General features: G+C 64.4%; 20 protein-coding genes and 6 pseudogenes. 12 read left to right on the top strand and 14 right to left on the bottom strand.

Translation table 11 applies throughout. The features are described from left to right. Positions 1–234: 234 nt before the first annotated feature. Both QP868_RS08690 and QP868_RS08685 read right to left on the bottom strand, forming a co-directional pair. A pseudogene (locus QP868_RS08690) lies at positions 235–378 on the bottom strand (IS1/IS1595 family N-terminal zinc-binding domain-containing protein); the annotation flags it as partial. 86 nt (positions 379–464) lie between these two features. Further along, complete coding sequence (locus QP868_RS08685) at positions 465–632, bottom strand: hypothetical protein (RefSeq protein ID WP_284926175.1); 168 nt, start codon at positions 630–632, stop codon at positions 465–467. Between the two features lie 72 nt (positions 633–704). Between QP868_RS08685 and QP868_RS08680 the strand changes: the two genes are divergently transcribed. The 4 genes from QP868_RS08680 to QP868_RS08665 all read left to right on the top strand — a co-directional run bounded on the left by QP868_RS08680 (position 705) and on the right by QP868_RS08665 (position 3,337). Next, positions 705–1,457, top strand: a complete 753-nt coding sequence (locus tag QP868_RS08680) for an SDR family NAD(P)-dependent oxidoreductase (RefSeq protein ID WP_284926174.1) — start codon at positions 705–707, stop codon at positions 1,455–1,457. 26 nt (positions 1,458–1,483) lie between these two features. Beyond that, on the top strand, positions 1,484–2,041 hold the full coding sequence (locus QP868_RS08675) for an NAD(P)H-dependent oxidoreductase (RefSeq protein ID WP_284926177.1): 558 nt from the start codon (positions 1,484–1,486) through the stop codon (positions 2,039–2,041). A 108-nt stretch (positions 2,042–2,149) separates the two neighbouring features. Further along, positions 2,150–2,638: an RrF2 family transcriptional regulator gene (locus QP868_RS08670; RefSeq protein WP_284926173.1), complete on the top strand. Its 489-nt coding sequence runs from the start codon at positions 2,150–2,152 to the stop codon at positions 2,636–2,638. Between the two features lie 576 nt (positions 2,639–3,214). After that, on the top strand, positions 3,215–3,337 hold the full coding sequence (locus QP868_RS08665) for a hypothetical protein (protein WP_284926172.1): 123 nt from the start codon (positions 3,215–3,217) through the stop codon (positions 3,335–3,337). A gap of 75 nt (positions 3,338–3,412) precedes the next feature. On the opposite strand, the gene QP868_RS08660 is transcribed toward QP868_RS08665, so the two are convergent. After that, positions 3,413–3,970, bottom strand: coding sequence for a hypothetical protein (locus QP868_RS08660; RefSeq protein WP_284926171.1), 558 nt, complete (start codon positions 3,968–3,970; stop codon positions 3,413–3,415). 59 nt (positions 3,971–4,029) lie between these two features. On the opposite strand from QP868_RS08660, the gene QP868_RS08655 reads away from it, so the two are divergent. The 3 genes and pseudogenes from QP868_RS08655 to QP868_RS08645 form a co-directional block, all read left to right on the top strand. Continuing rightward, positions 4,030–4,638 (top strand): TetR/AcrR family transcriptional regulator, encoded by a 609-nt coding sequence (locus QP868_RS08655; protein WP_284926170.1) that lies wholly within the window; start codon positions 4,030–4,032, stop codon positions 4,636–4,638. Positions 4,639–4,966: 328 nt separating this feature from the next. Next, entirely contained in the window at positions 4,967–5,164 is a 198-nt protein-coding gene (locus QP868_RS08650; RefSeq protein WP_284926169.1) for a hypothetical protein, read from the top strand. Between the two features lie 71 nt (positions 5,165–5,235). Then, positions 5,236–5,427 (top strand): annotated as a pseudogene (locus QP868_RS08645) (C-terminal helicase domain-containing protein); the annotation flags it as partial. On the opposite strand, the pseudogene QP868_RS08640 reads toward QP868_RS08645, so the two are convergent. The 4 genes and pseudogenes from QP868_RS08640 to QP868_RS08625 all read right to left on the bottom strand — a co-directional run. Continuing rightward, a pseudogene (locus QP868_RS08640) lies at positions 5,419–6,369 on the bottom strand (type IV secretory system conjugative DNA transfer family protein); the annotation flags it as partial. The pseudogenes QP868_RS08645 and QP868_RS08640 overlap by 9 nt on opposite strands. Next, positions 6,366–6,842, bottom strand: coding sequence for a hypothetical protein (locus QP868_RS08635; protein WP_284926168.1), 477 nt, complete (start codon positions 6,840–6,842; stop codon positions 6,366–6,368). The pseudogene QP868_RS08640 and the gene QP868_RS08635, both read right to left, overlap by 4 nt. A 59-nt stretch (positions 6,843–6,901) precedes the next feature. After that, entirely contained in the window at positions 6,902–8,386 is a 1,485-nt protein-coding gene (locus QP868_RS08630; RefSeq protein ID WP_284926167.1) for an ATP-binding protein, read from the bottom strand. Further along, entirely contained in the window at positions 8,383–9,174 is a 792-nt protein-coding gene (locus tag QP868_RS08625) for a hypothetical protein (RefSeq protein WP_284926166.1), read from the bottom strand. The genes QP868_RS08630 and QP868_RS08625 overlap by 4 nt, the downstream gene beginning before the upstream one ends. A gap of 64 nt (positions 9,175–9,238) precedes the next feature. Here QP868_RS08625 and QP868_RS08620 point away from each other — a divergent pair, with 64 nt between their 5' ends. After that, the gene (locus QP868_RS08620; RefSeq protein ID WP_284926165.1) at positions 9,239–9,880 is read left to right on the top strand and encodes a hypothetical protein; all 642 of its coding nucleotides are present in this window, start codon (positions 9,239–9,241) and stop codon (positions 9,878–9,880) included. Between the two features lie 41 nt (positions 9,881–9,921). Beyond that, a complete protein-coding gene (locus tag QP868_RS08615; protein WP_284926164.1) occupies positions 9,922–10,299 on the top strand; it encodes a VOC family protein in 378 nt (125 codons plus the stop codon). Positions 10,300–10,316: 17 nt separating this feature from the next. On the opposite strand, the pseudogene QP868_RS08610 reads toward QP868_RS08615, so the two are convergent. Next, positions 10,317–10,831, bottom strand: a pseudogene (locus QP868_RS08610) (SCO6880 family protein); the annotation flags it as partial. Here QP868_RS08610 and QP868_RS08605 point away from each other — a divergent pair. Then, on the top strand, positions 10,722–11,612 hold the full coding sequence (locus QP868_RS08605) for a sigma-70 family RNA polymerase sigma factor (protein WP_284926163.1): 891 nt from the start codon (positions 10,722–10,724) through the stop codon (positions 11,610–11,612). The pseudogene QP868_RS08610 and the gene QP868_RS08605 overlap by 110 nt on opposite strands. An 80-nt stretch (positions 11,613–11,692) precedes the next feature. Here QP868_RS08605 and QP868_RS08600 read toward each other — a convergent pair whose 3' ends face one another. Continuing rightward, the gene (locus QP868_RS08600) at positions 11,693–12,283 is read right to left on the bottom strand and encodes a TetR/AcrR family transcriptional regulator (protein ID WP_284926162.1); all 591 of its coding nucleotides are present in this window, start codon (positions 12,281–12,283) and stop codon (positions 11,693–11,695) included. Positions 12,284–12,408: 125 nt separating this feature from the next. On the opposite strand from QP868_RS08600, the gene QP868_RS08595 reads away from it, so the two are divergent. Beyond that, positions 12,409–13,947 carry an MFS transporter gene (locus QP868_RS08595; RefSeq protein ID WP_284926161.1) on the top strand — a complete coding sequence of 513 codons (1,539 nt, stop codon included), beginning with the start codon at positions 12,409–12,411 and terminating at the stop codon, positions 13,945–13,947. Here QP868_RS08595 and QP868_RS08590 read toward each other — a convergent pair. From QP868_RS08590 to QP868_RS08575, 4 genes and pseudogenes are all read right to left on the bottom strand, one after another. Beyond that, positions 13,944–15,403: pseudogene (locus QP868_RS08590) on the bottom strand (M23 family metallopeptidase). The gene QP868_RS08595 and the pseudogene QP868_RS08590 overlap by 4 nt on opposite strands. Before the next feature lie 7 nt (positions 15,404–15,410). Then, positions 15,411–15,857 (bottom strand): annotated as a pseudogene (locus tag QP868_RS08585) (hypothetical protein); the annotation flags it as partial. A gap of 110 nt (positions 15,858–15,967) precedes the next feature. Beyond that, positions 15,968–16,384: a helix-turn-helix domain-containing protein gene (locus QP868_RS08580; protein ID WP_284926160.1), complete on the bottom strand. Its 417-nt coding sequence runs from the start codon at positions 16,382–16,384 to the stop codon at positions 15,968–15,970. 132 nt (positions 16,385–16,516) lie between these two features. Next, positions 16,517–16,927 (bottom strand): hypothetical protein, encoded by a 411-nt coding sequence (locus tag QP868_RS08575; protein ID WP_284926159.1) that lies wholly within the window; start codon positions 16,925–16,927, stop codon positions 16,517–16,519. 107 nt (positions 16,928–17,034) lie between these two features. Between QP868_RS08575 and QP868_RS08570 the strand changes: the two genes are divergently transcribed. After that, a complete protein-coding gene (locus tag QP868_RS08570; RefSeq protein WP_284926158.1) occupies positions 17,035–17,382 on the top strand; it encodes a hypothetical protein in 348 nt (115 codons plus the stop codon). A 62-nt stretch (positions 17,383–17,444) separates the two neighbouring features. On the opposite strand, the gene QP868_RS08565 is transcribed toward QP868_RS08570, so the two are convergent. Next, positions 17,445–20,648, bottom strand: coding sequence for a DEAD/DEAH box helicase (locus QP868_RS08565; protein ID WP_284926157.1), 3,204 nt, complete (start codon positions 20,646–20,648; stop codon positions 17,445–17,447). Between the last annotated feature and the right edge of the window lie 2 nt (positions 20,649–20,650).

Here is a 20,650-nt window from a genome sequence, read left to right as displayed (position 1 = left end):
AGCACCATGCATGATACATGCTTACAAAGCATGTATAACCGCCTGAAGCCCTACGGAACACTGGGCAAGAGGCTCCTACCGTACACACTTTTTGGCCTATAACCCGTTATGGGCCAAAAGTGTTATGGGTCGGGCGTGTCAGGTGGTTTTCTCTACACCCCAAGTTCATTGTTTCGAGGGTTGTAGAGTAAACGGCTTTCGTGTGGCTACAGAAGGCAGATTCGACTGTAACCACTTACGCCTTGGGTCCCGGGGCGTAAGCGATGACGCGCCACAGTTTTTGCACCGCCAGCGGGTTCGTCCGGCCTTGGTTTTTCCGTTCTTAACAAGCTTGTTTTTGTATACACCACAACGTGGCTGATTTCTAGCACCATGCATGATACATGCTTGCAAAGCATGTATAACTGCCTAAAGCCCTACAGAACACTGGGCAAGAAGCCCCTACCGTACACACATTTTGAGCATTAACCCGTCGTCTCCAGCGTGTCGAGCCGACCGGTGGTCGCGCGGATACGGTCTTGCTTGCTCTTGAGCAGGTCGATAGGGATCGCGTCAACGTGGTGAGCTTGAAGGAGCCTGACCTGTTCGGCTTCGAGCTTCGCCTTCTGCCCTGTCGGCCACTCATCCTTCATACGTGGACAATAAATATCCAGATACACTAGGATGGGTATGGTGTACCCGCATCAATTAAGGAGGCAACAAGGATGACCGCTACTCGAACCGCATTTGTGACCGGAGCTAGCCGAGGGATCGGGCAGGCCACTGCTCGACGGTTGGCGTCACTGGGCTTCGACGTGATCGCCCAGCAGCGTGGCGATGACAGCGAACTGGGCCCGATCCGCGAGATCGCCGCCGAGCACCAGACCACCGTGACCCCTGTACGTGCCGACTTCTCCGAACCCGGAGCGGTCGAGGCTCTGCTGCCACAACTCGATGCGGCACTCGACGGCCGCACGGTCGACCTCGCATTCCTCAACGCGGGGATCGCGCCGTTTGGTGACTTCACTCAGCTGACGGAGTCGGTGTTGCGCGACCTGTTTCAGGTCAACACCATCGCCCCCTACGCGCTCGCAGCAGGGCTGGCGGACAAGATGAAGAGCCCTGGCGGGCAGGTCATCTTCACGGGCTCCGCACTCACTCGCTACGCATTCCCTGCATTGACCGGGTACGGGATGAGCAAGATCGCCCTGGAATACCTCGCCCGCAACATGGCCGTAAGCCTCGGCACACGGGGCATCACGGTCAACGTCGTCGCACCCGGCGTCGTGGACACTGACATCAACGCCGGATGGCTGCGCGGCAACGAGCAGGCTGCTGCCGGTACTCGCGAGTCCTCGGCACTTGGGAAGATCGCCGAAGCCGACGACATCGCCGAGACTGTTGCCCTGCTTGCACAGTCTTCGTCGCAAACGATTACCGGGCAGGTCATCGACGTGTCCATGGGCACCAGCCTGTAACCGACCAGCAGAGGAGGCAACCAGTGATGAAGACCGTCGCGGTCATCTACCACTCCAGCACGGGGAACGTGCATCAGATGGCCCAGGCCGCGCACACCCATGCCGAACAGCTCGGGCATCGTGTCCTGTCCACCCGGCTTCCCGAGCTGGACGACCCAGACGCCACCGCCGCCGCGCACCAGAAAGCCCTCGGCGATCTCGAAGCCGCCGATGCCGTACTGTGGGGTACGCCCGGCCGGTATGGGTCAATGACGGGGCCGGTGAAGCACTTTCTCGATCAGACCCTGCCTCTGCATCAGCAGGGTGTGCTTGCCAACAAGTACATGTCGACATTCGTGTCCACCGCCTCCAACCACGGCGGGCAGGAGTCCACGATCCTCGCATTCAACAACGTGCTCTACCACTGGGGAGCGATCATCGTTCCCGCCGGCGCCGCAGGTAAGGCCCAGGCCATGCCGCTCAATGGCAACCCCTACGGCGTTTCAAGCGTCTCCAAGGCTCAGCCGGATGCGGTGCCGTCTGAGAACCTGGAAGCGATGAAATTCCTCGTCGAACGACTCCTGAATCTAGTGCCGAGCGAGTGATCGACAGTCCTCCGCTCCTGGCGCATCACCTGAGCGGCAGGGGAGTACTGCTGTTCAGGAGGAGAGTCAACTAGGACAATGAGAGTCTTCGTTGAGTAGGATGGGAGTGTGAAACTGCCGCGCGGAACCGAGTGGATGGCCCACTGCCTTGTCGCCCTCTACGCGTGCGAGGACATCGGCCCGCTCGCCAAAACCACCCTGGCGGAGATGTTTGACATCCCCGACGCCTACCTGAGCAAGCAACTCCAGCAGCTCGTGCGCGAAGGCATCATCCGATCCTCAGCAGGACAACGCGGTGGCTACTTCCTAGCCCAACCCGCAGACAGCGTTACCCTCCTCGACGTCATCAAGACGGTACAAGGAGAGGCCCCGCTGTTCGTGTGCGAGGAAGTGCGCTGCCGCGGAATCTTCACCGACGAAGCCGACGCCATCAGAGAGACCGGTCCGTGCGGTATCCACCACGCGATGGCCGAGGCGGAGAATAAATGGCGCAGCTCCCTCGCGACCGTCACCATAGAAGAGCTGACCAAGCAGATCGGAGACCAGGGCGTCACCAAGATGCGCGACTTCGCCCGAACGCAACGCACCGCTCAGTAGCTGATGAGACGTCGCGATCCGGAGCGCGGCATCCCAGCCCGCCGAAACGAACAGCCCCACCGTCACCGACAGGACCGCAGCGACCCGCCCGTCATCGCCGTCGGGGTCCGGATCATCATCGTCAGGAGCGACGACGAACGCAGAATGGTAGTCGGCCAGGCCCTCCCGTTCCGCGAACCGCACAGCGTCGTGAAACCCGGCGATCCTGCCCGTGTGTCGGACCTTGCCGGTGGAGACCAGCAGGCCGGCAGCACCGGCCTCGACACCGCAAGTGATCTGGACAGCGCGAGTGACCACCGCCCACGGATTCCCCGCGTTCCGCGTCGAGGGGGCGAGCATGACCTCGAACGCCGCCGAGGCCACCTCCCACACATCCAGCCCATACCTGCGGGCCAGCGGACCGTACCGCACCGCCGTGTATCGCATCGGTTCCGCCGCTTCACGATCACCCCGCCAGGCCCCAGGCCCAGCCACATGCGAGCGGATCAAGAGGGCGCGTAGCCCTTCGGGGCTCTCGAACCCCTGGCTGGCTGAGCCAGCCGGTCCCGCATCATGGTCGCTTTCGGTGGGTGAGGTGTGTTCGGTCACGGTGGCGCCGCCCGTCAGCAGAAGCGTCACGTGCTCCGCGTCGGGGCGGCGGTCCTGGCGGCATGGGAAGGCTTGCCGGAAGGCCGTCCTGCGGTTCTGCCGCCTACTTGATGCCACGCGGGGAATCGCCAAGGTGCGACTGGTCGGCCAGGAGGGAGGCGGGCGGACGACAGTGAAGGATCGTTGTCATTCGCTTCCTGAGTGCGGGAGGAGATGCGAAAGCAAGAGCTTGATGATGAGAAGTGGAAGCACCCAACCGATGACGTTTGCGGCTGGCAGCACGGACGTCGTCACGGCGATCAACGCTGCCGCCGATGCGAAGGCGACCGGCTGACGAAGAGAGCGCGGGACGACAATCACCAACACCGTGGCCAGCACGATCCCGGAGTACGTGACAGCGGCCACCTCCCAGGGCATTTGCTCCGGCAGTAACAGTGCCAGCACAAAAGGGTGGACATGGAACGCGACGAACCCGAGCGCCGACCATCGCGGGGTATCCGGTTGATGGAATCGCCGCGAACCCGACAAGGTGGCGTTGACGACGACGCCCCCGAACACGTCGAAGGCCACTGCGGCGAGGATGACGACACCCCAGGTGGGCAGTGCGGCGTGAGTGGCGAGGGCAGTCGCGAAGACCGCTCCCGAAGCTCCGGCACCGTAACCCAGCAGGCGCTCGCCAGCCGCGGCACCCGGCGCGATGAGCACCTCGTCAATCCGTCTGCTCCACGAGCGCAGTGCTGTCATTGCTCTCCCTCCGGCGTGGCGACTTGATCCTTGGTGACTGCTTAATCACCATAGTAATCATGTATTCACCAGAGGATCGAACCGCGAAGGCGATCATCCGAGACGCGGCCGTCGAGCTGTTCGGTCGTGACGGCGTCGAGGCAGTGCCGCTGCGCGCGATCGCTGACCATGCCGGGGTCTCACAGCCCCTCATCATCAAGCACTACGGATCTCGGAGCGGGCTCATCGAGGCTGTCGATGAGCACGCTCTGAGGATCGTCGAACGCCTGCTGCACAGCGTCGCGATCGACTCGGACGGCAGTTTCGACTCGGAAGCGACGATGGACTCCGTCGCCCGGCTCCTCGCGGACTCGCCCGTGGGGCCTTACCTCTCCCGCTTGCTCACCTCTCACGGGGATCGTGCCCGGCGGGCATTCGAGCGTCTCGCGGAGTTCGCACGGGCGCTGGTCGACCGGCTCACAGCAGACGGAGCGATCGCTCCCGAGGTTGACCGTCATCAGCTGGCGGTGGTTCTGCTCGTGCACGACCTGTCGGTCCTCGTGCTGCGCGCTCGCATTGCCGAAGTGCTCGGTGCAGACCCGCTGGATCGTGGAGGTCTGGAGTCATGGTCACGCACCATGAAGGCGCTCTACTCGGGTGAGGCGCTGATCGACCCGAGCGCGCCGTGAGACCCTGCCCTGATTTCCGGTTCAGTTGTGTCGGATGCCCTACTGATCGCAGCCCTCGATAGTCCGCGCCTTGCAGCCATGATTCGCTTCCCAGCCTCGATCACGATGCCGACTGCTTCGCTCCGACCACAGGCGCCCCCTGCCTCGCAGACTGCTACGCCGAATGGCTCACACGCTGACCTCAGTCGTCCAGAGCAGCAGCACTCGATTCCGTCCGCCTGACCTGCCACCCATTTCCCACTAACTCATTGATTCATTGATGCACGTATGCCACCGTGGGTGGGGCGTGCGCACCTCCCTCATGAGACCACTCATGAGGGAGGCAGACGTGAAAGGCGGGATCATCCTGTTCCGCGACAACGGTGCTGCCGCGCGTCGGTACGTCGAGGCTGACTGCTCCGGCGCGGACGAGTACTATCTCGGCGCAGACAACGCGGTGGCCGAGTACGTTGCGCTCTACGGCAAGGGCGAGGTCACCGCCATCGTCGGCCTTGCTCGGCATCTCGATCCGCGCGACACGGCCTGACGGTCCCACGGACGCAGGTAAGCTGGAACCGTGCACACGCGCACGACCACAGGTGAGTGTGTTTGGAGCACCTCGGCTACGCCGTCACCGCCCACCGCGCCCAAGGCATCACCACCGACACCGCCCACGTCCTCGTCGAACCCACCACCACGCGGGAGCACCTGTATGTGGCGATGACTCGCGGGCGGGAGTCGAATCAGGCGTACGTCATCCTCGACCGCCCCGATGACCACGCCACTGCGCATCCGGGCGAAAATCCCGACGGCTTCGGCTGCGGCGGCGGGGTCGAGGGTCCACCGGAACAAATCCGCCGGCTTTCGAGAGTCCAACGCGACGGCGTGGAGGAGGGCTTGGAGGGCGGTGCGGGTCTTGCCTTCCCAGAACCCACCTGATTCCACACCACCAGCCGACAACCCGGTGGCAGTAGCCAGTCCGGTCGCGCGGATCATCGCCGTCAGCGGGTCTTCACAGCCCCGGACGGGTGACCAGCGCATCCCCGCCGGGAGTCCTCCGGCCAGGTGCTGGGGATCGAACACCGCCACCGGGTCGCGGCGTTGCCGGGCGCGCAGCGTGGCGGTCAGGTTGTCGGGGCGCGTGCTGGTGGTGACGACGGGGCCGGGGGCGTCGAGGATGGCGGGGATGACGATGTGCAGTCCCTTACCGGAACGGGGCGGGCCGATCAGCAGGATCGAGTCCTCCACACTCGCCCACACTCCCTGCCCCTTCGACGTCCCGAGCCGATACCCCACCTCACCCGGGGCCGGGTCCGTCAGCGACGGCCGCAACGTCGACGCCCGTTTCAGCAGCACCTTCTCCGAGGCGACCTGGGCGACCTCGTGCCGCCTCGCCGTGCCCGCCAACCGATGCGGATCCACCTGCTGAGCGTGGGAACGGCGCCGCCAGACGACCCATCCCCAGCCCGCGAAGCCGACCAGCCCGCCCAGAACCACGATTGTGGTGACCCAATAGGCGACCGAACTGAGACCAGGCGCCCCCAACGCGACTGCGGGGTTACCGGGGTTGAACAACACCCCGGCGCCAGCGGCACAACTGCCTGCTGGTTGTGGGATACCGGTGAGGAACGTAGCCACCGACCCAGTCGCGCGGAGCACGAGGGTGAGGAAGAACAGGACGATGAGGCCGATGAGGGCGGCGTTGATCAGTTCCTCACCCATCGACCCACTCTGCCGCTGCGAGGCACTCATCGCGTCTCCTGCACAATCAGGGTCCCGGAGGCCCGCCCGACCACCACCACCGGCATCACAGTTGTGTCGGGTGGGGTGATGGTGCCGTTCTCATCCGCCGCCACTTCCTCAACGATCTGGGCGAGGAGCACCATCTCACCGGGCAGGAACCCCACCAACCGCTCCAGCTCGTCTGACAGCGGCGATGGAGTGTCCGCGGCAGCTTTTTCACCGGCAGGGGCCGAGGTCTCTGGCTCGGGTTCGGGGTTTCGGCGTGGTCGGTGGGCGTGGATGATGTCGGTGAAGTGACTGCCGTCGGACTCATACACATCCACTCGCACGGGAATATGGCGTTGCTCGGTGAGGTCATCAAGGATGGCCGCGAAGTCACCCCGATCCCACACCTCACCGGCCGGCGGAAGATGCAGTTGCTGGTCCACGGTTACCGTCAGGGTGCCGGTGATGTCGACGGTGATGACCACGTGCCGCAACACCACCGGCACCGTCTCGCTCGGGTCGTTGCGGCGGTGTCTCAGGGCGGGAAGCTTGGGCATTAGTTGACTCCTGCGGTGAGGCGGCTGCTGGTGTCGAACAGCTCCAGCTCGCCGGGGTGGAGCTGGTGTTGGATCACGAAGGAGCGGTTCTTGATCCGCCACAGCCCCTGACCCACCCCGAGGTTCGGCAGCAGGGCTTGTTCGGTGCCGGTCAGGCCGAGGGCGGTGGCGGTGGGGCCGAGCTGATCGGATTCCTGGCGGTAGACGATCCGCGTCTCCGCATTCGCCAACAGACTGTTGGCCAGCGAGCGCAGGGCGGAGCCTTCGTCGCCGACGTTGTCGAGGTCGGAGAGTTTGTGGAAGATCAGCATGTTCGCGATCCCGTAATGCCGGGCCAGACGCCAATGCGCATCCAGCCGCTTCAACAACGCCGGATGGGACATCAGCCGCCAGGCCTCGTCGTAGATCACCCACCGCTGCCCACCGTTCGGGTTCAATAGCGCGGATTCCATCCATGCCGAGCTGCAGGTCATCAACACGCTGATGAGGGTGGAGTTCTCGGTCACCCGGGACAGGTCCAGGCTGATCATCGGCAGATCCGGGTCGAACGCCACGGTGGAGGGGCCGTCGAACAGACCGGCGAGGTCACCGGCGACCAGACGCCGCAGGGCATGGCCCACCAGGCGTCCGTCCTCGGCCAGGCGTCCGTCGGGGTCGTGGCTGGGGGTGAGGATGTGGTCGACGACCATTGGCAGGATCGGCACCTCGTTCTCCGCCACCGTCGCGGTCAGGGCGAGGTCGATAGCGGTGTGCTCCAACGGCGTGAGCCCCCGCGCCAACACGGTCTCGGCCAGCGCGCCGATCAGGTCACGGCGCCGGGACGCGACGGTGCTCGCCCACTCCTGGTCGGTGAGCCCGCCGGGGCGGTGTCCCTCATCCAGGGGATTCAGGCGGGTGTGGAGGCCGTGGCCGAGCACGATCGCCTTCCCACCCACCGCTTCGGCGACCGCGGTGTGTTCGCCCTTGGGGTCGCCGGGGACGTAGACGCGGCGCCCGAACGGCAACGACCGCGTATACAGCGACTTCGCCAGCGACGACTTCCCCGACCCGACGATCCCCGCCAGCACCAGGTTCGGGGCGGTGATGATCCCGCGGGCGTAGAGGACCCACGGGTCGTAGACGAAACTGCCACCCGAATACGGGTCCTGCCCGACGAACACCCCATCCGACCCCAGACCGCCTTCGGCCATGAACGGATACGCCCCGGCCAGCGTGGCCGAGGTGTCCTGATGCCGCGGCAACCGCAACCGTCCCGGCGACCGCAACGCCGCCGGCCCCGCCTCACCAGCCGCCGGTAGAAACGTCGTCGCCTTGCGCTCCTCCCGTTCCGCCAGCGCTTTCGCCTTCGCCGCCTCCCGCTCGACCCTGGCCTGCTCAGCCTGCAACCGGGCGGCAGCCTGGCGCCGGGCCTTACGAGCTTTGCGCCGTTCCGCGGCCGGGGAGACCAACACCGCAGCGTGCAGCCGTTCCTTCTCGCTGCTCACCGAGACCGCCCCACCGAAGACGATGCTGCTGCGCCGCCCGTCGGGGGCGAGAACCAATCCGTGCCCGCAACTGCCCGACGCGGAGACTCAGAGGTGACACCACTGAACGCGTCCCGCGCAGCGACGACCTCCTCCTCGTCAGGTGTGGGCGTGGTGTCGAGGTGTTCGCGGACCAGCCCGACATACCCCATCTGCGGGTTGTAGATCAGCACATACCCGTCGGCCTCGAAGTTGCGATCCCACTGCCCGCCCGGGAGCTCGTCGTACACCTCACCGTTCACGACCGCCGCGCCAGTAGTTTCGTCGCCGAAGTCCCACTGCGCCAGATGCGCAATCCCCGCCTGCACCCCCTCCACATCAATCAGGTCCAGCACCTCATCGGCTTCACTGCCCTGGAGGAACACCACATTCACCCACCGCCGCGAACCCTCGGGCTCAGGGCTGGTGTGGGTGTGCCAGGCGATCCGACCGGACGCTTCGTGCGCGCGCATCACCCGGTCAGCGACCTCATCCAGCCCGTCGGCGGCCTGATGCAACTCATCCGCCGCCGCCAACGCCACCGCCTCCGCAGGCACGCGGTCGTCGGTGAACGCGATATCGCGGTGATCAGCATGAGCACGAGAGAGCTGGTCCAGCACCTGCCGCAACAGCCGCACCGACCCCGACACTTCGCCCAACACCCGGTACGTGTCAGCCGGATCCTCAAAGGCCCGGGTGGCATGCGCCAACCCACGCAACCCCTCATAAGCCTCAGCAGCATCAGCAACCGGATCAACAAACGTCGCCATCCCAACAGTCCTCTCTACGCAGCGGCGGTACGCCTATGAGGGAGGTGTGCGATGGTGTCCTCTGATGGCTGTAATGGAGGACAGCCGAATCGACGGATGCGAGGTGCTCATGGAGTTGTCAGTTCCTGTGTGGATGCCCGCGTTCTGGTGGAGAGGCGCAGCGCAGCATGTCCGAGACTGGGTGCTCGAAGACCCGGACCAGGAGGATCACCGTGAACCTCGTTGGAGTGACACCTCCGAGCAGCGCTGGAGACGGATTGCCTCTACCGTTGCCCTCGTCGGAGACGAGCTTGCCGCGGGGCGGTGGACCATCGATGAAGATGACGACACGTACTACGGAATGGTGGTGGCTTCGGTACCGGAACCACTGACGGAGACTGAGCGGCACATCGTGACCTCATGGTTCTCTGCCGGCGAAGCAGTGTGCGTCGACCCCTGGTTCGAGCCCATCACCAACGGGCGGCACCGTCTCTGGAACACGTTGACGCACTTTGGCGATCGGTTGGTTCCCGTCGCCAGCGACGCATTGGGATACGCGACACCGACCAACACCGAAGTTCTTGGCGAAGCGTGGCCTGAGCTGTATCGAGCGCACGTCGACGACCTCGCAGCGATCGAGTGGTTCGACCTGCACGACCCGATGAACTCCCGCTTTGCCCACGCGATCGATCAGGCAGCACGCGGTGAGCACCCTGCACCCCGATAGAACCGTTCGGCTGGTCAGGTGATGCGTCCTAACATGGAGATATGCCAGCAATCGGACGCCTCACGCAACTCGTCTTTGAGTGCAAGGACCCCGGAGCGGAAGCACTCTTCTGGCAGAAAGTCTTGGATCTTGCACCGGCCACCGGTGATGACCAGTGGTTGACGCTGGACTGGGAGCCTGTCGGACGCCTCTCGTTCCATCGCGTCTCCGATTACGAACCCCCGCAGTGGCCGGGCCACGGAGGCGAGCTGCAGGTTCACCTTGACCTGCTAGTCGATGACCTCTCGGAGGCATGTGCCGCCGTCGAAGCAGCAGGCGGCCACCCACTCACTGAGGTCTTGGACCCAGGCCCGAAAGCCTGGCGCATCTACGCTGACCCCGCAGGCCATCCCTTTTGCCTCGTCACAGTGCCCGAATGACCCCTTCCTAGTCGTCGTCAGACCTGGCGGCAGAGTGGGAGGGCTGCGGCGGTGAAGGCTTTGGCTTGTTGTCCGGCGAGGAGTCGGGTTTCGCAGTTGGCTTGGATGGCGGCTTGTTCGAGGGCGGCGACGTGGGCGTCGAGGTCTTCGATCGTGGTGGCGGTGACGGTGATCAGGCCGGTGTAGCGCAGGATGCCGTGGCCGGCGGTGAGGTCGGCTTCTTGTTGGAGGACGTCGTGGTATTCGGCGGTCTGTGAGGCGTCTTCGATCTGTCCGATTTTGGCGCGTTGGGCTTGGTCGGAGATGTGCTCGACTTTCTTTTTGCAGATGTCGCGGGCGGCTTGGTCGGAGCGCATGGGGTGCAGATCAGGGAGAACGCTCGTTGGATTCCGCTGGAGAGCAGAATGGGTGAGAGGAAGCCTGTGTATACCAAGGAGCGGGGCCATTCGCTGATCCACAGCACGGCGTGGTGGGCGGAGTCGGTGCGGATCCGACTCCAGGTCTCGTTGACCGCGACGGGGCCGGCGGTGGCGTACCGGTTGCTGCGTCACCACGAGGACGCACATGATGTGGTCCAAGAGACGTGGTTGCGCTACCAGCGCGCCGACCTGGACGAGATCGCCAACATCGAGGCGTGGCTGACCACTGTGGTCACCCGGTTGAGTCTGGACTGCCTGCGGCGTCGACGCCCCACGCTTGCGCTGGATACGGACGCGGTTGCTGACGCCCGACTGTCCCCACACGAGGAGATCGAGCTCGCCACCGACGTGGAAGTAGCACTCGATGTCGTGCTGGACGAACTCACCCCCGCCCAACGGATCACCTGGATCCTGCATGACGTGTTCGGCATCAGCTTCGCCGACATTGCCGCAATGCTGCAGACCAGCGAGACCGCAGCTCGCCGCCAGGCCAGCAGAGCCCGCCACCGTCTACGAGATGCTCGTCCGGGTCATTCTCCGGTTACGGGTGAGAAGCGGAAGGTCGTCGAGGCGTTCCTGGACGCTGCCAGACAGGACAACATCCACGGGCTGATCACCGTGTTGCATCCCGACGTCGTGCGCACCGCCGACCCTCAAGCGCTCCCTGCTGGCGTATCGCTGAGAATCGCTGGCCGCGACCAGGTCATCGAGGAAACACGCATCCTGCGCACCAACGCTCACGCCGCCCAGATACGAGACCTTGGCGGCGACCCAATCCTCATCGTGGGAGACCCCACCCGCCTGGTGCTCACCTTCAACATCACCGATGGCAAAATCCGCAGCTACGACGTGATCGCCGATCCCCAGCAGCTACGGGCACTCGTCGCGTCGTGAGTCCAGCGGGTCGAGATCCTGTGAGCGGTGTATGCTGCGCTACTGGATGGGCGCATGGCGACGTCAGGTGCCGGTATTGGTCATGTGTCGCGTCGGACGTAGCTGGCGAAGACCTCAGCGAACTCATCGAGCTGCCGTGTTGCCTCGTCATCGTCGCGGTGGGCGAGCCATGAATCGGTGACTCCGTTGAGTGCGGACAGGATCATGCCTGCCAGTAGGGGAATCGGGATCGCATACGTGACATCTGCTTGGGTGGCGAAACGATTGAGGTGTGCGACGACCTGATCGCGGTAGGCGTGTTGTTCCCATGCAGGCAGTTCCGCTAGATCGGGGTCGCGGAGGGCGAGAGTTGTCAGTTCGGTCAGGACGATCTGGGTCTGGGGGTCTGCCTCGACGGTGCTCCAGTAGCCAGTCAGCAGTGCGTGGATGCTGGCCTTCACATCCCCTGAGGGGGTGATCTGCGCCCATGTCTGATCTAGGTCAGCGGAGATGTCGGTCGCCAGTAGAGCGGTGTACAGCTCGCGCTTCGAGTTGAAGCAGTAGTGGAAAGCTCCGTGCGGCATCCCAGCTTCGGCGCAGATCGCCCGCGTCGTCGCCGCTTTGATCCCCTCGCGCTTCATCACCCGTAGCGCTGCCTGAACCAAAAGGGCCTTACGTTCGTTGGCCCTCATGATTCTCCGGCCCGCAGTGGCACTGTTCATATCAATCGATGCTACCGCAAACCTTGGCCACTTGACTTTGGCCAGATGGCCAAACTAGATTGGTGTCTCGACCACACGAAGGGGGACAGAGGACCATGGGAGTGAAGGAGTCGGGGCGTGCTGGTGTCCGTGAGTGGGCTGCTCTCGGAGTCTTGACGATGCCGGTGCTGTTGATGAGCATCGACCTGACTGTGCTTTCGGTCGCGATCCCTGAACTCAGCGAGCACCTGTCTCCGACGGGAACCGAGCTGCTGTGGATCGTCGACATCTATGGGTTCTTCCTGGCTGCGCTACTGGTACTTATGGGCAGCGTCGGCGACCGGATTGGTCGGCGACGTCTGCTGCTGATCGGTGCTGGTGCTTTCGGGGCGGCATCGACGCTTGCCGCGTTCGCATGGTCACCGACCGTCTTGATCATCGCTCGTGCGTTGTTGGGTATTGGGGGAGCCACCCTGATGCCATCAACGCTGGCTCTCATCCGGAACCTGTTCGTCGATCCTGACCAGCGGCGCCGAGCTGTTGCAGTATGGGTAGCTGCCTTCGCCGGTGGGGCTGGTCTCGGCCCCGTGGTGGGTGGTCTTCTCCTTGAACACTTCTGGTGGGGGTCGGTGTTCTTGATCAACGTGCCGGTCATGCTCATCCTGCTGATCGCGACCGTCTTGCTCGTCCCGGAATTCAAGGCCGCCTGCCGCGGACGCTTCGATCTGATCTCGGCTGCTCTTTTGGTGACGACTCTGCTATTGGCCGTCTACGCACTCAAGGACGCCGCCGAACATGGTTGGGGAGCCCAGCACGCCCTGTGGTTCCTGACAAGTGGCGTCCTGGGAACAGTCTTCGTGCTCCGTCAGCAGCGACTGGCGGAGCCCCTGATCGATGTCAGCTTGTTCCGGTCACTTCCGTTCAGCACCGCAGTTCTGGCCAACCTGGCCGGGGTGTTCGCCCTCACCGCCCTGTTGTACTTCCTGCCGCAGTACCTCCAGTCAGTGCTCGGAAAGTCGCCTTTGCAGGCCGGATTGTGGGCGCTGCCGATCGCCGTCGGAGCGATCTGCGGTTCCATGTTGGCAGCGCCCCTGATGAGGCTACTGCATGCCGGATGGCTCATTGGCGGGGGACTGGTGCTGGCCGCCCTCGGCTACATCACCGTGGCTCAACTGGGCCTCGAACTCGACTCGCTCCTTGCCTTCAACGGCGGCCTGCTCATCGGCACCGGGATCGGCATCGCTGACACCCTCTCCAACGACATCATTGTAGCCACCGCACCGGCTGACCGTGCCGGAGCGGCAGCAGGGATCAGCGAAACCGCCTACGAGCTCGGTGGCGCGCTGGGCACCGCCACACTCGGAGCCCTTGGCACAAGCCTCTACCGCCAAGAGGTGACCGCAGCCATCCCTGCCAACACGCCTCCAGACATCGCACAGCACCTGACCGAAACCATCGGCTCGGCAGTCGCTATCGCGGAACACATGCCAGACCGCGAAGCCACAGCCATTCTCGACATCGTCCGCCCAGCGTTCACTGACGCCATGACAACCGCCTTCACAGCCGCCAGCGCTATCTTGGCCATCATCGGAATACTCGCCGCCACCATGCTCGTCACCAAGCACCGCGCCTCCCGATCCAGCGAACCCGACTAGAGCTGGTCGCCGAGGTTGATCAGCCAGTTGAGCCAGGTGATGCCGCCGCCGTTGTAGGGGCGCCAGCTTTCGGCGTCGCGAGCGAGGGACCTGATCTGGCCTTGCCAGATCAGGTACTGGACGCCGAGGGTTTCGGTGTTGTCTTGGAGCCAGCGGGTGAAAGCCCACCCGGTCTCGAGCTGCTGGGGTGTGGGTCGGGTGCCGATGGCGTTGCCGAAAGTGACGTCACAGGCCCGTCCGAGGGGGTGTTCGGATTTGCTGCCGGGGCGGGGTGAGTAGCAGGCCCAGGAGCTGTCGGGGTGGGCGGTGAGGGCTTGGGTGTAGACGTGGAGCATGCGGGCGGTGATCTGCCCGTCGGTGGTGGGGTCATCGACCTTGCGGTCCGGCTCCCCGTCACCCGGATCGGGTGGTGGCGCGGTCTGTGGACCCTGGTGTCGCACCCGTCCTGCCTGCTACCGCCACTGGCCGCGGCGGTGGGGTTGGGGATGGTGGTGGCGGTGTCGCCGACGTTGACGTGAAAGCCGTTCTCCCTCAGGTGGGCGTAGGCGGTGGCGATCTTCTGCCCGCCGATGGTGTGTTCGATGATGATCAGCCCGCCGGACATCGAGGCGTGGGTGACGATGCCGTCGGCGGCGGCGAGGATGGAGGTGCCGTCGGGGGCGGAGTAGTCCGCGCCGGTGTGGAGTTTGTTCTCCCCGGTGATGGGATGGACCCGCATCCCAAACGGCGAGGTGGCGACCCAGGTGCCCTCAGGCAGCGGGAAGACCACACGCCCGGTCTCCGGCAACCGAGGGCTGTCGGTTGTGGGGGTGGTGAGTGTGGTCAGGATCTGTTCGGCGACGGACTCGTAGTTCGCGTACCGGTCGGGGAAGGCGGAGACTTCGACGGCTTGGGCGGCTTCGCCCTTCGCCAGGGTCTGCCAGCCGGGGATGTCGAGCAGGCCGCGGGGTGAGGGGTGGTTGGGGCCTGTGGGTCCGCCGAGGAACGCGCGGGCCTGGTAGACGGGGTCCATGAGGTCGGTGACGGTTCCCCACCCGGCCCGGGGTCGCATCTGGAACAGGCCGAAGCTGTCGTGGTCGGAGGTGTCCCCGTCATTGGGGTGATTCCCGGTGCCGGGGTAGACGCTGGTGTTGGCCAGCATCCGCAGATTCGACTCGGTGAGCGCGGCCATGAGCGCAATCTGCAGCCCGTCACGCGTGACGCCCTCGATCTGGGATCCGGTCTGGATGATGGTGGCGGCGTGAGTGAGCTGGGTGGTGTTCAGCGTGAAGGTCTGCCCGTCTGCGGTAGTCACTTCCAGCGAGTCCGGCACCGGCCCCACCACCCCGGGGCCTGAAGCACTGGTGGTGGTGCAGGAAGCGTTGGCGCCGGGGCTGAACATCATCCCAACCCCCAGCAGGAGCAGGGCGGGGCTGAACAGCACGAGCACGGCAGCGATCACGGCGAGCTTCTTCACGACCAGGTTACCGCGGCGGGTTGTCGAGCTGCGACAGGCGCAGCAGGTGACAGGTCTCGTAGGTCGGCGCGCAGACCACGAACACCGTGAACTCCACAGGGTGGGTCGAGGTGACCGGTTCCCCGTTTCAGGTCCCGGCGCGGTGCCGGGTGCCCTCGATGGTGTAGGCGACCGTGCCTGGTGCGAGTTGTCCCTCGGGTGCCTGGGCAAGAGCTTCGCCCCATTGGTCGGGGATGCAGGTGTGGTCGATCGTCAGCTGCTGAGTGGTGCCGTGCTCACGCAGGTCCTGCCAGGCGGTCCGCGAGGGCAGGTAGGCGACGACGTCGGTGGCGAGGCCGGCTTGTTCGGCGCCGCTGGGGTCCCCGACGGCGAGGATCGCCGAGGTGTAGTCCAGCGGCAGCAGCCCGGTGGTGGTGTCCCACGCAAACAAGGTGGTCGCGACATTGCGAGCGAACGCTCCGGCGCCATCGAACGTCTGCCAGAGGCAGTCGCCGACACCCTCCTCTACCTGTAGACGTGCGACGGCATGGTCTACCCAATGGGGACTGCCCGGCCGAGGCGTCTTTATCTGTGACGCCCCTGGGGGTCACGCAAAGCCACTCCCGCAGCGATCAGATGATTCCGAACTGTGCCCGCTGAGAACCCCTGGCGCTCACCAACACGTTCGAGCGACTCTCCGTTCGCATAACGCTGAACCATGTCGCGCACCTCTGCAGCGGAAGGGGTCGCCCGCCGTTTGCGGACGCCTCGCTCCCGGAGCAATGCCGCCAGCCGGTGACGACTGAGACCGACATCGGTGGCGATCGCGCGAAGAGTCTCTCCAGCGCGGTAGTGCGCTACCGCAGCTTCGAGCGCCTCGCCGGTGACTCTGCTTTGCATGCTGTCCGGCGCCACTCGCCGATGGGTGGCACGTGCCGCGCGGGGGCGGATCACTCGGTGCAGTCGCCCAATACGAACCAGCGCAGGAGCAAGTTTCGACAAGCCTCCCGCTAGGTCCACTCGAGAAGCTAGTGAGACAGCACTCGTAGTACAAAAGCCCTGGTGGGATGACCCACCAGGGCTTTTGCGTTGCCTCCGCTGACTATAACCCGAGATTGCCAAGTCTTCTCCGCGTCAGCGGGTCGCTGCCGCCTCGGGCTCACGTTGCTTGTTGAAAGCCGGCCGACGTGCCCACTTCGGGGCCTTCTCAGGCAGGGGCCCAACACCAACGAGGAACGCGGGGATAGCGGTCAGGGCTGGAATACGTTTCAGCACCGCATTGAGCTGCTTGGGCGGTTTGATGTTCTTCCCGTTGAGAGCAGGCATGATAACTCCGGAGTGCAGGAGACGCTGCATTTGCTGAACGATGACGGTGGGAACGATCCGGCGACGGTAAACGCGAGGCAGGGCGCGATCACCTTCCGAGCGGCTCAACTCGCCTACAGCCAAGGGCTTTGCCAGGAGGCGCGCTGTAGCGACTGCGTCCTGGACTGCGAGGTTGATGCCGACGCCGCGAACCGAGCCTCCGCCATACCCTCGCGACAACCTGCGTTCTCTCGACTGGGCCGCCGGAGGTGTGAACATCGCGGTCGAATCGCAGGGCCCCGATCGCAGAGCAGACTCGATTCAGGCTTTCATGGCACGCTACCTCGGTGAGAACCAGACCTTTTGCCGTTCTCATCGACGATGACAGGCCGGGTGAGGCGGCCGACCTCGTCGGCATCCGAGTCGATGGAGGAGATCTGCACGTCACGCTCGTGCACTGCAAGTACTCCTCGAAACCAGATGCAGGATCCCGCCTAAAGGATCTCTACGAAGTCCGCGGCCAAGCGATGCGTGGCGCGCGATGGCGAGACAACGCCGCGTTGCCACTCCTCGAACACCTCCCGGGCCTGAGCATCAGATCAGCGAGTGACGAGCAACTACGGCTCATCGCTGGTGCCGCCTCATACGTGCAGACCGTGACCAAAGGTGGGTTTGAGGTCTACGGACCGGACTGAGTGGCAATAGTCGTACGGATCTTCGACGAAACAAACGTCGACGCCCACGTCGTCTGTACGGGCTATTGAACGAGTGCGTTGGACAGGTCTCGGAAGTAGTTGTGGCGCGCCCAGAAGGAACGATCGCCAATGACGTAGAGGCGGCGTTTGGCGCGGCTGGCGGCAACGTTGACAAGGTTCGGGGTTCGTGCCCAGTTAGCGGGTGCTCCCGGTTTGCTGGGGTCACCGCCAAGGACGAGGATCACGACGTCGGCCTCGCGTCCTTGCGCTGTGTGAATAGTTCCGGCTCGGAGGCCCTGATATTTCGGAATGAGGCTACGGAGGCGATCTGCGACGGCTCGAAACGGAGAGATGGCGATGACCTCCGACGGCGGGACGCCGTGGTCGTTCAAGTAGTCGAGGGCCTTCTCGAATCGCTCGATCTGGTTTGGTTGGAGATGGCTGCCGGGGCTGTTGGCCGGCTCGTCGGCCCAGAAGCCGGGGGCGATGAGTGGCCCGGTTGGGCTGTCGAAGCGCTCGTTGGGGTTGTCGAGATTACGGTGGACGCCGTTGACCATCAGGTTGTTGTAGGCGATCTGGTTGCACAGAGTGAACATCGGGTTGTCGCAGCGTCGGTGCACCAGGAGTGGCGCGCTGACCCAGACTTTTTCCTCGCCCTGATCGAGTTGGGTCCCGAACGGCGTGACGCGGTCGGCCAGGGTCTGGACGGAGGCGCGTGGCGGGATCCAGGTCGTGCTGAGGTCGTAGTTGCTGGCGATGTTACGTTGTGCCTTTTCAGGGAGTGTGACGACAGGCTCGAGCTGGAGCGGGTCGCCCACTGCGACGATGCGTTGCGCGCGCCAGATCGCGCCGGCGGCGTACTGGGGTGAGGCTTGCCCGGCTTCGTCGATGAGGAGCCAGCCGATCGCCTCAGAGCCGATGCCGCTGAACATCCGGCTGGCGGAGGCGAAGGTCGTGGAGATTAACGGAACGACGAGGAAGAACAGTTGCCAGGCGGCACGGATCTTCTCGGGTTCGAGGTCGCGTGGGTAGTTCCCGGTGACGACCTCACCGGCAGCGCGTAGCCCGTTGAGCATGTCGCGTGCGGTGTTAGCGAGGAAGTCTTGGTGCAGTTGTAGTGCCGCGATGAACAGGTCCGAGCGCGCGGTGTCGAGTTCCTTGTCGAGCCAGGGTGCGTGTAGCTCTCGCTGGTCGCCCTGCCATGCCGGGCCGGGATAAGCCGCACCGAACCGTTCTTCGTCCTGCGCACACTGATCCTGAAGTCTGGCCCGTTGATCTCGGAGGCCGTTCAGGTCGTGTTGAGCTGACGACAGCCGTGCTTGGGCATGCTGCACGGCGTCGTGGAGCCGTTGCCCACGATTGGATACGTCTTGGTAATGCTGCTCGGCGTTGTCCAGTGTTCGCGCGAGGTCGGCAAGGCGGGTGCGCCATTCTCGGACGGCTCGTCCAAAGGAGAAGATCGCCTCCAAAACGCCGGGTTGAGTAGCGAGGTGCCGGTCGTGGCTGGCGGCCGCTTGCGTGCGGGCTGCGTCTGCCTGCTGCTGAATCGGCTGATGCTGGGACAGGTCGTGTTGGGCCCGGTTCAGACCTCGGAGTTCCTGTTCGATCGCTGCTTCCAGGTCGCGTTCACGTTCGGCCAGTTCCGGGACTCGCCGGAGCCGGTCTTGGGCCTGAGCGCGTTGCCGGATGAGTGCATCGACGCGCTGTTCGGCAGCGTGGAACGCCTCGCGTGCTTGTTCCCAAGGCGTGTGGGGGACCTCGCCGTCTCGCCACTGCCTCAACCGTGTCTGTATCCTCGGGACGCCGTTCTCGACAGGCTTCTTGGTCTTGGGGTCTTTTTCATCGAACCAGAATGCTGAGTGGAAGGCCGAACGGTTTCTCTTTCTGCCGAGTCGGGCGGCGACGAGACCCCAGGCTGTTGGTGGTTTCGTGTTGCTGGTGGAGTTGCTGGCGGCAACGTCTTGGAGGATCTTGGTCGCGATATCACCGAAGTAGTCGATGTGGCCACGCCAAGGCGCCTCGATTGCGTTCTCGTCGGGGATCTCGGTGGTGACGTTCTCGACAGCCGCGTTGTTCGCCGAGGCGACGACCATCTCGAAGCCTGTCAGCTCGGGTTTGAGCTGGCGAACGATCCGGTCGTGACCTTCGCCATCGGACCATCGATGGGTGACTTCAGTGAAGGCATGCGATGGCCGAGACAGACCCGCGAGTTGGCGGGCTCGCTCGACGACGTTCCCTGCGAGGATGTCGCGTAGCATGGTCGTCTTGCCGGTGCCTGGCGGACCGTTGACGCCCATGAGACCAGTGCTGTGTCCGAGGTCGTTCAGCGCTCGGTTGACGGCGAACTGCTGGCTCAGGGCCAGTGAGTGCTCCGGGTTAGTCGGCCATCGACCCTTGGGGAGGTGCTCGATCCTGGTTCCTGCGTCGACCGCGTCCGGGTGTGTGACGACATCGATCCGATCGGACACAGGCAGTGTCTGGTCGCCGGTGAGATATGTGGCGAGGCCGGCGCCGAGAACTCCGCGTGCGACATGGTCGCGTACGACCGCGAGGTCATCGAGGTAGAAGCTGTTCAAGAAGTCGGTGTCCATATTGTCTTCGGCTCGTCGTGCCGACACCGCCACACTCTCGATGACCACTCGATCGTCCGCGAGGTCATCGAAGCTGTCGACTCCGGCAGCGATATGGGAGAGCTTCAGCAATTTGTTCAGCGAGCCCGAGTCGTAAGGCGGAGGCTGCTCTCCACCATCGGCATCACGGCGGGCGCCTTCAAATGCGTCAATCGAGTCGACGAATTTTCCCGCGGTCTCGACGAACCCGTCCATCCAGCGCGGGTTGCTCGCTCCGGGGTCTCGTGTGCGACCAGCAGCCCAGAGCGCCGAGGACAGCACCGCCGAATCGGTGACGAGGCGACCGTCATGATCGATCAGGAGACCGGCACAGGCGCTCTCACCCTCGGGCCGTTTGTCGTAGGCATCAGGATCCTCGCCGAACACACGACCCAACGCCTCGTACGTCGCCTCAAGCTTGTAGACGCCCAAATACACGGTGTGACGCCAGACCCTTCGCGTCCCGTTGAACGGCTTGGGCGGAGCGAGCACCTCCCAGGGAAGAGGATCCCCAGCCTGCCATGCGATCACCTGACGATCCGACGGGCGGGTTGCTCGACGCGTCAAGGCGGGCACCTGCTGTGGGCTGAACAACTCCAACATCCACCAGAACGACAGAATCCGCAGTCGCTCATCTCTGACCCTATCCAGTCCCATGG

Origin of the sequence: Brevibacterium sp. UMB1308A, from assembly GCF_030230605.1 — a bacterium.
In the GTDB taxonomy this organism is placed as follows: Bacteria; Actinomycetota; Actinomycetes; order Actinomycetales; family Brevibacteriaceae; genus Brevibacterium.
Note: the sequence above shows the minus strand (reverse complement) of the source record. Positions and strands in the feature narration are given on the sequence as shown.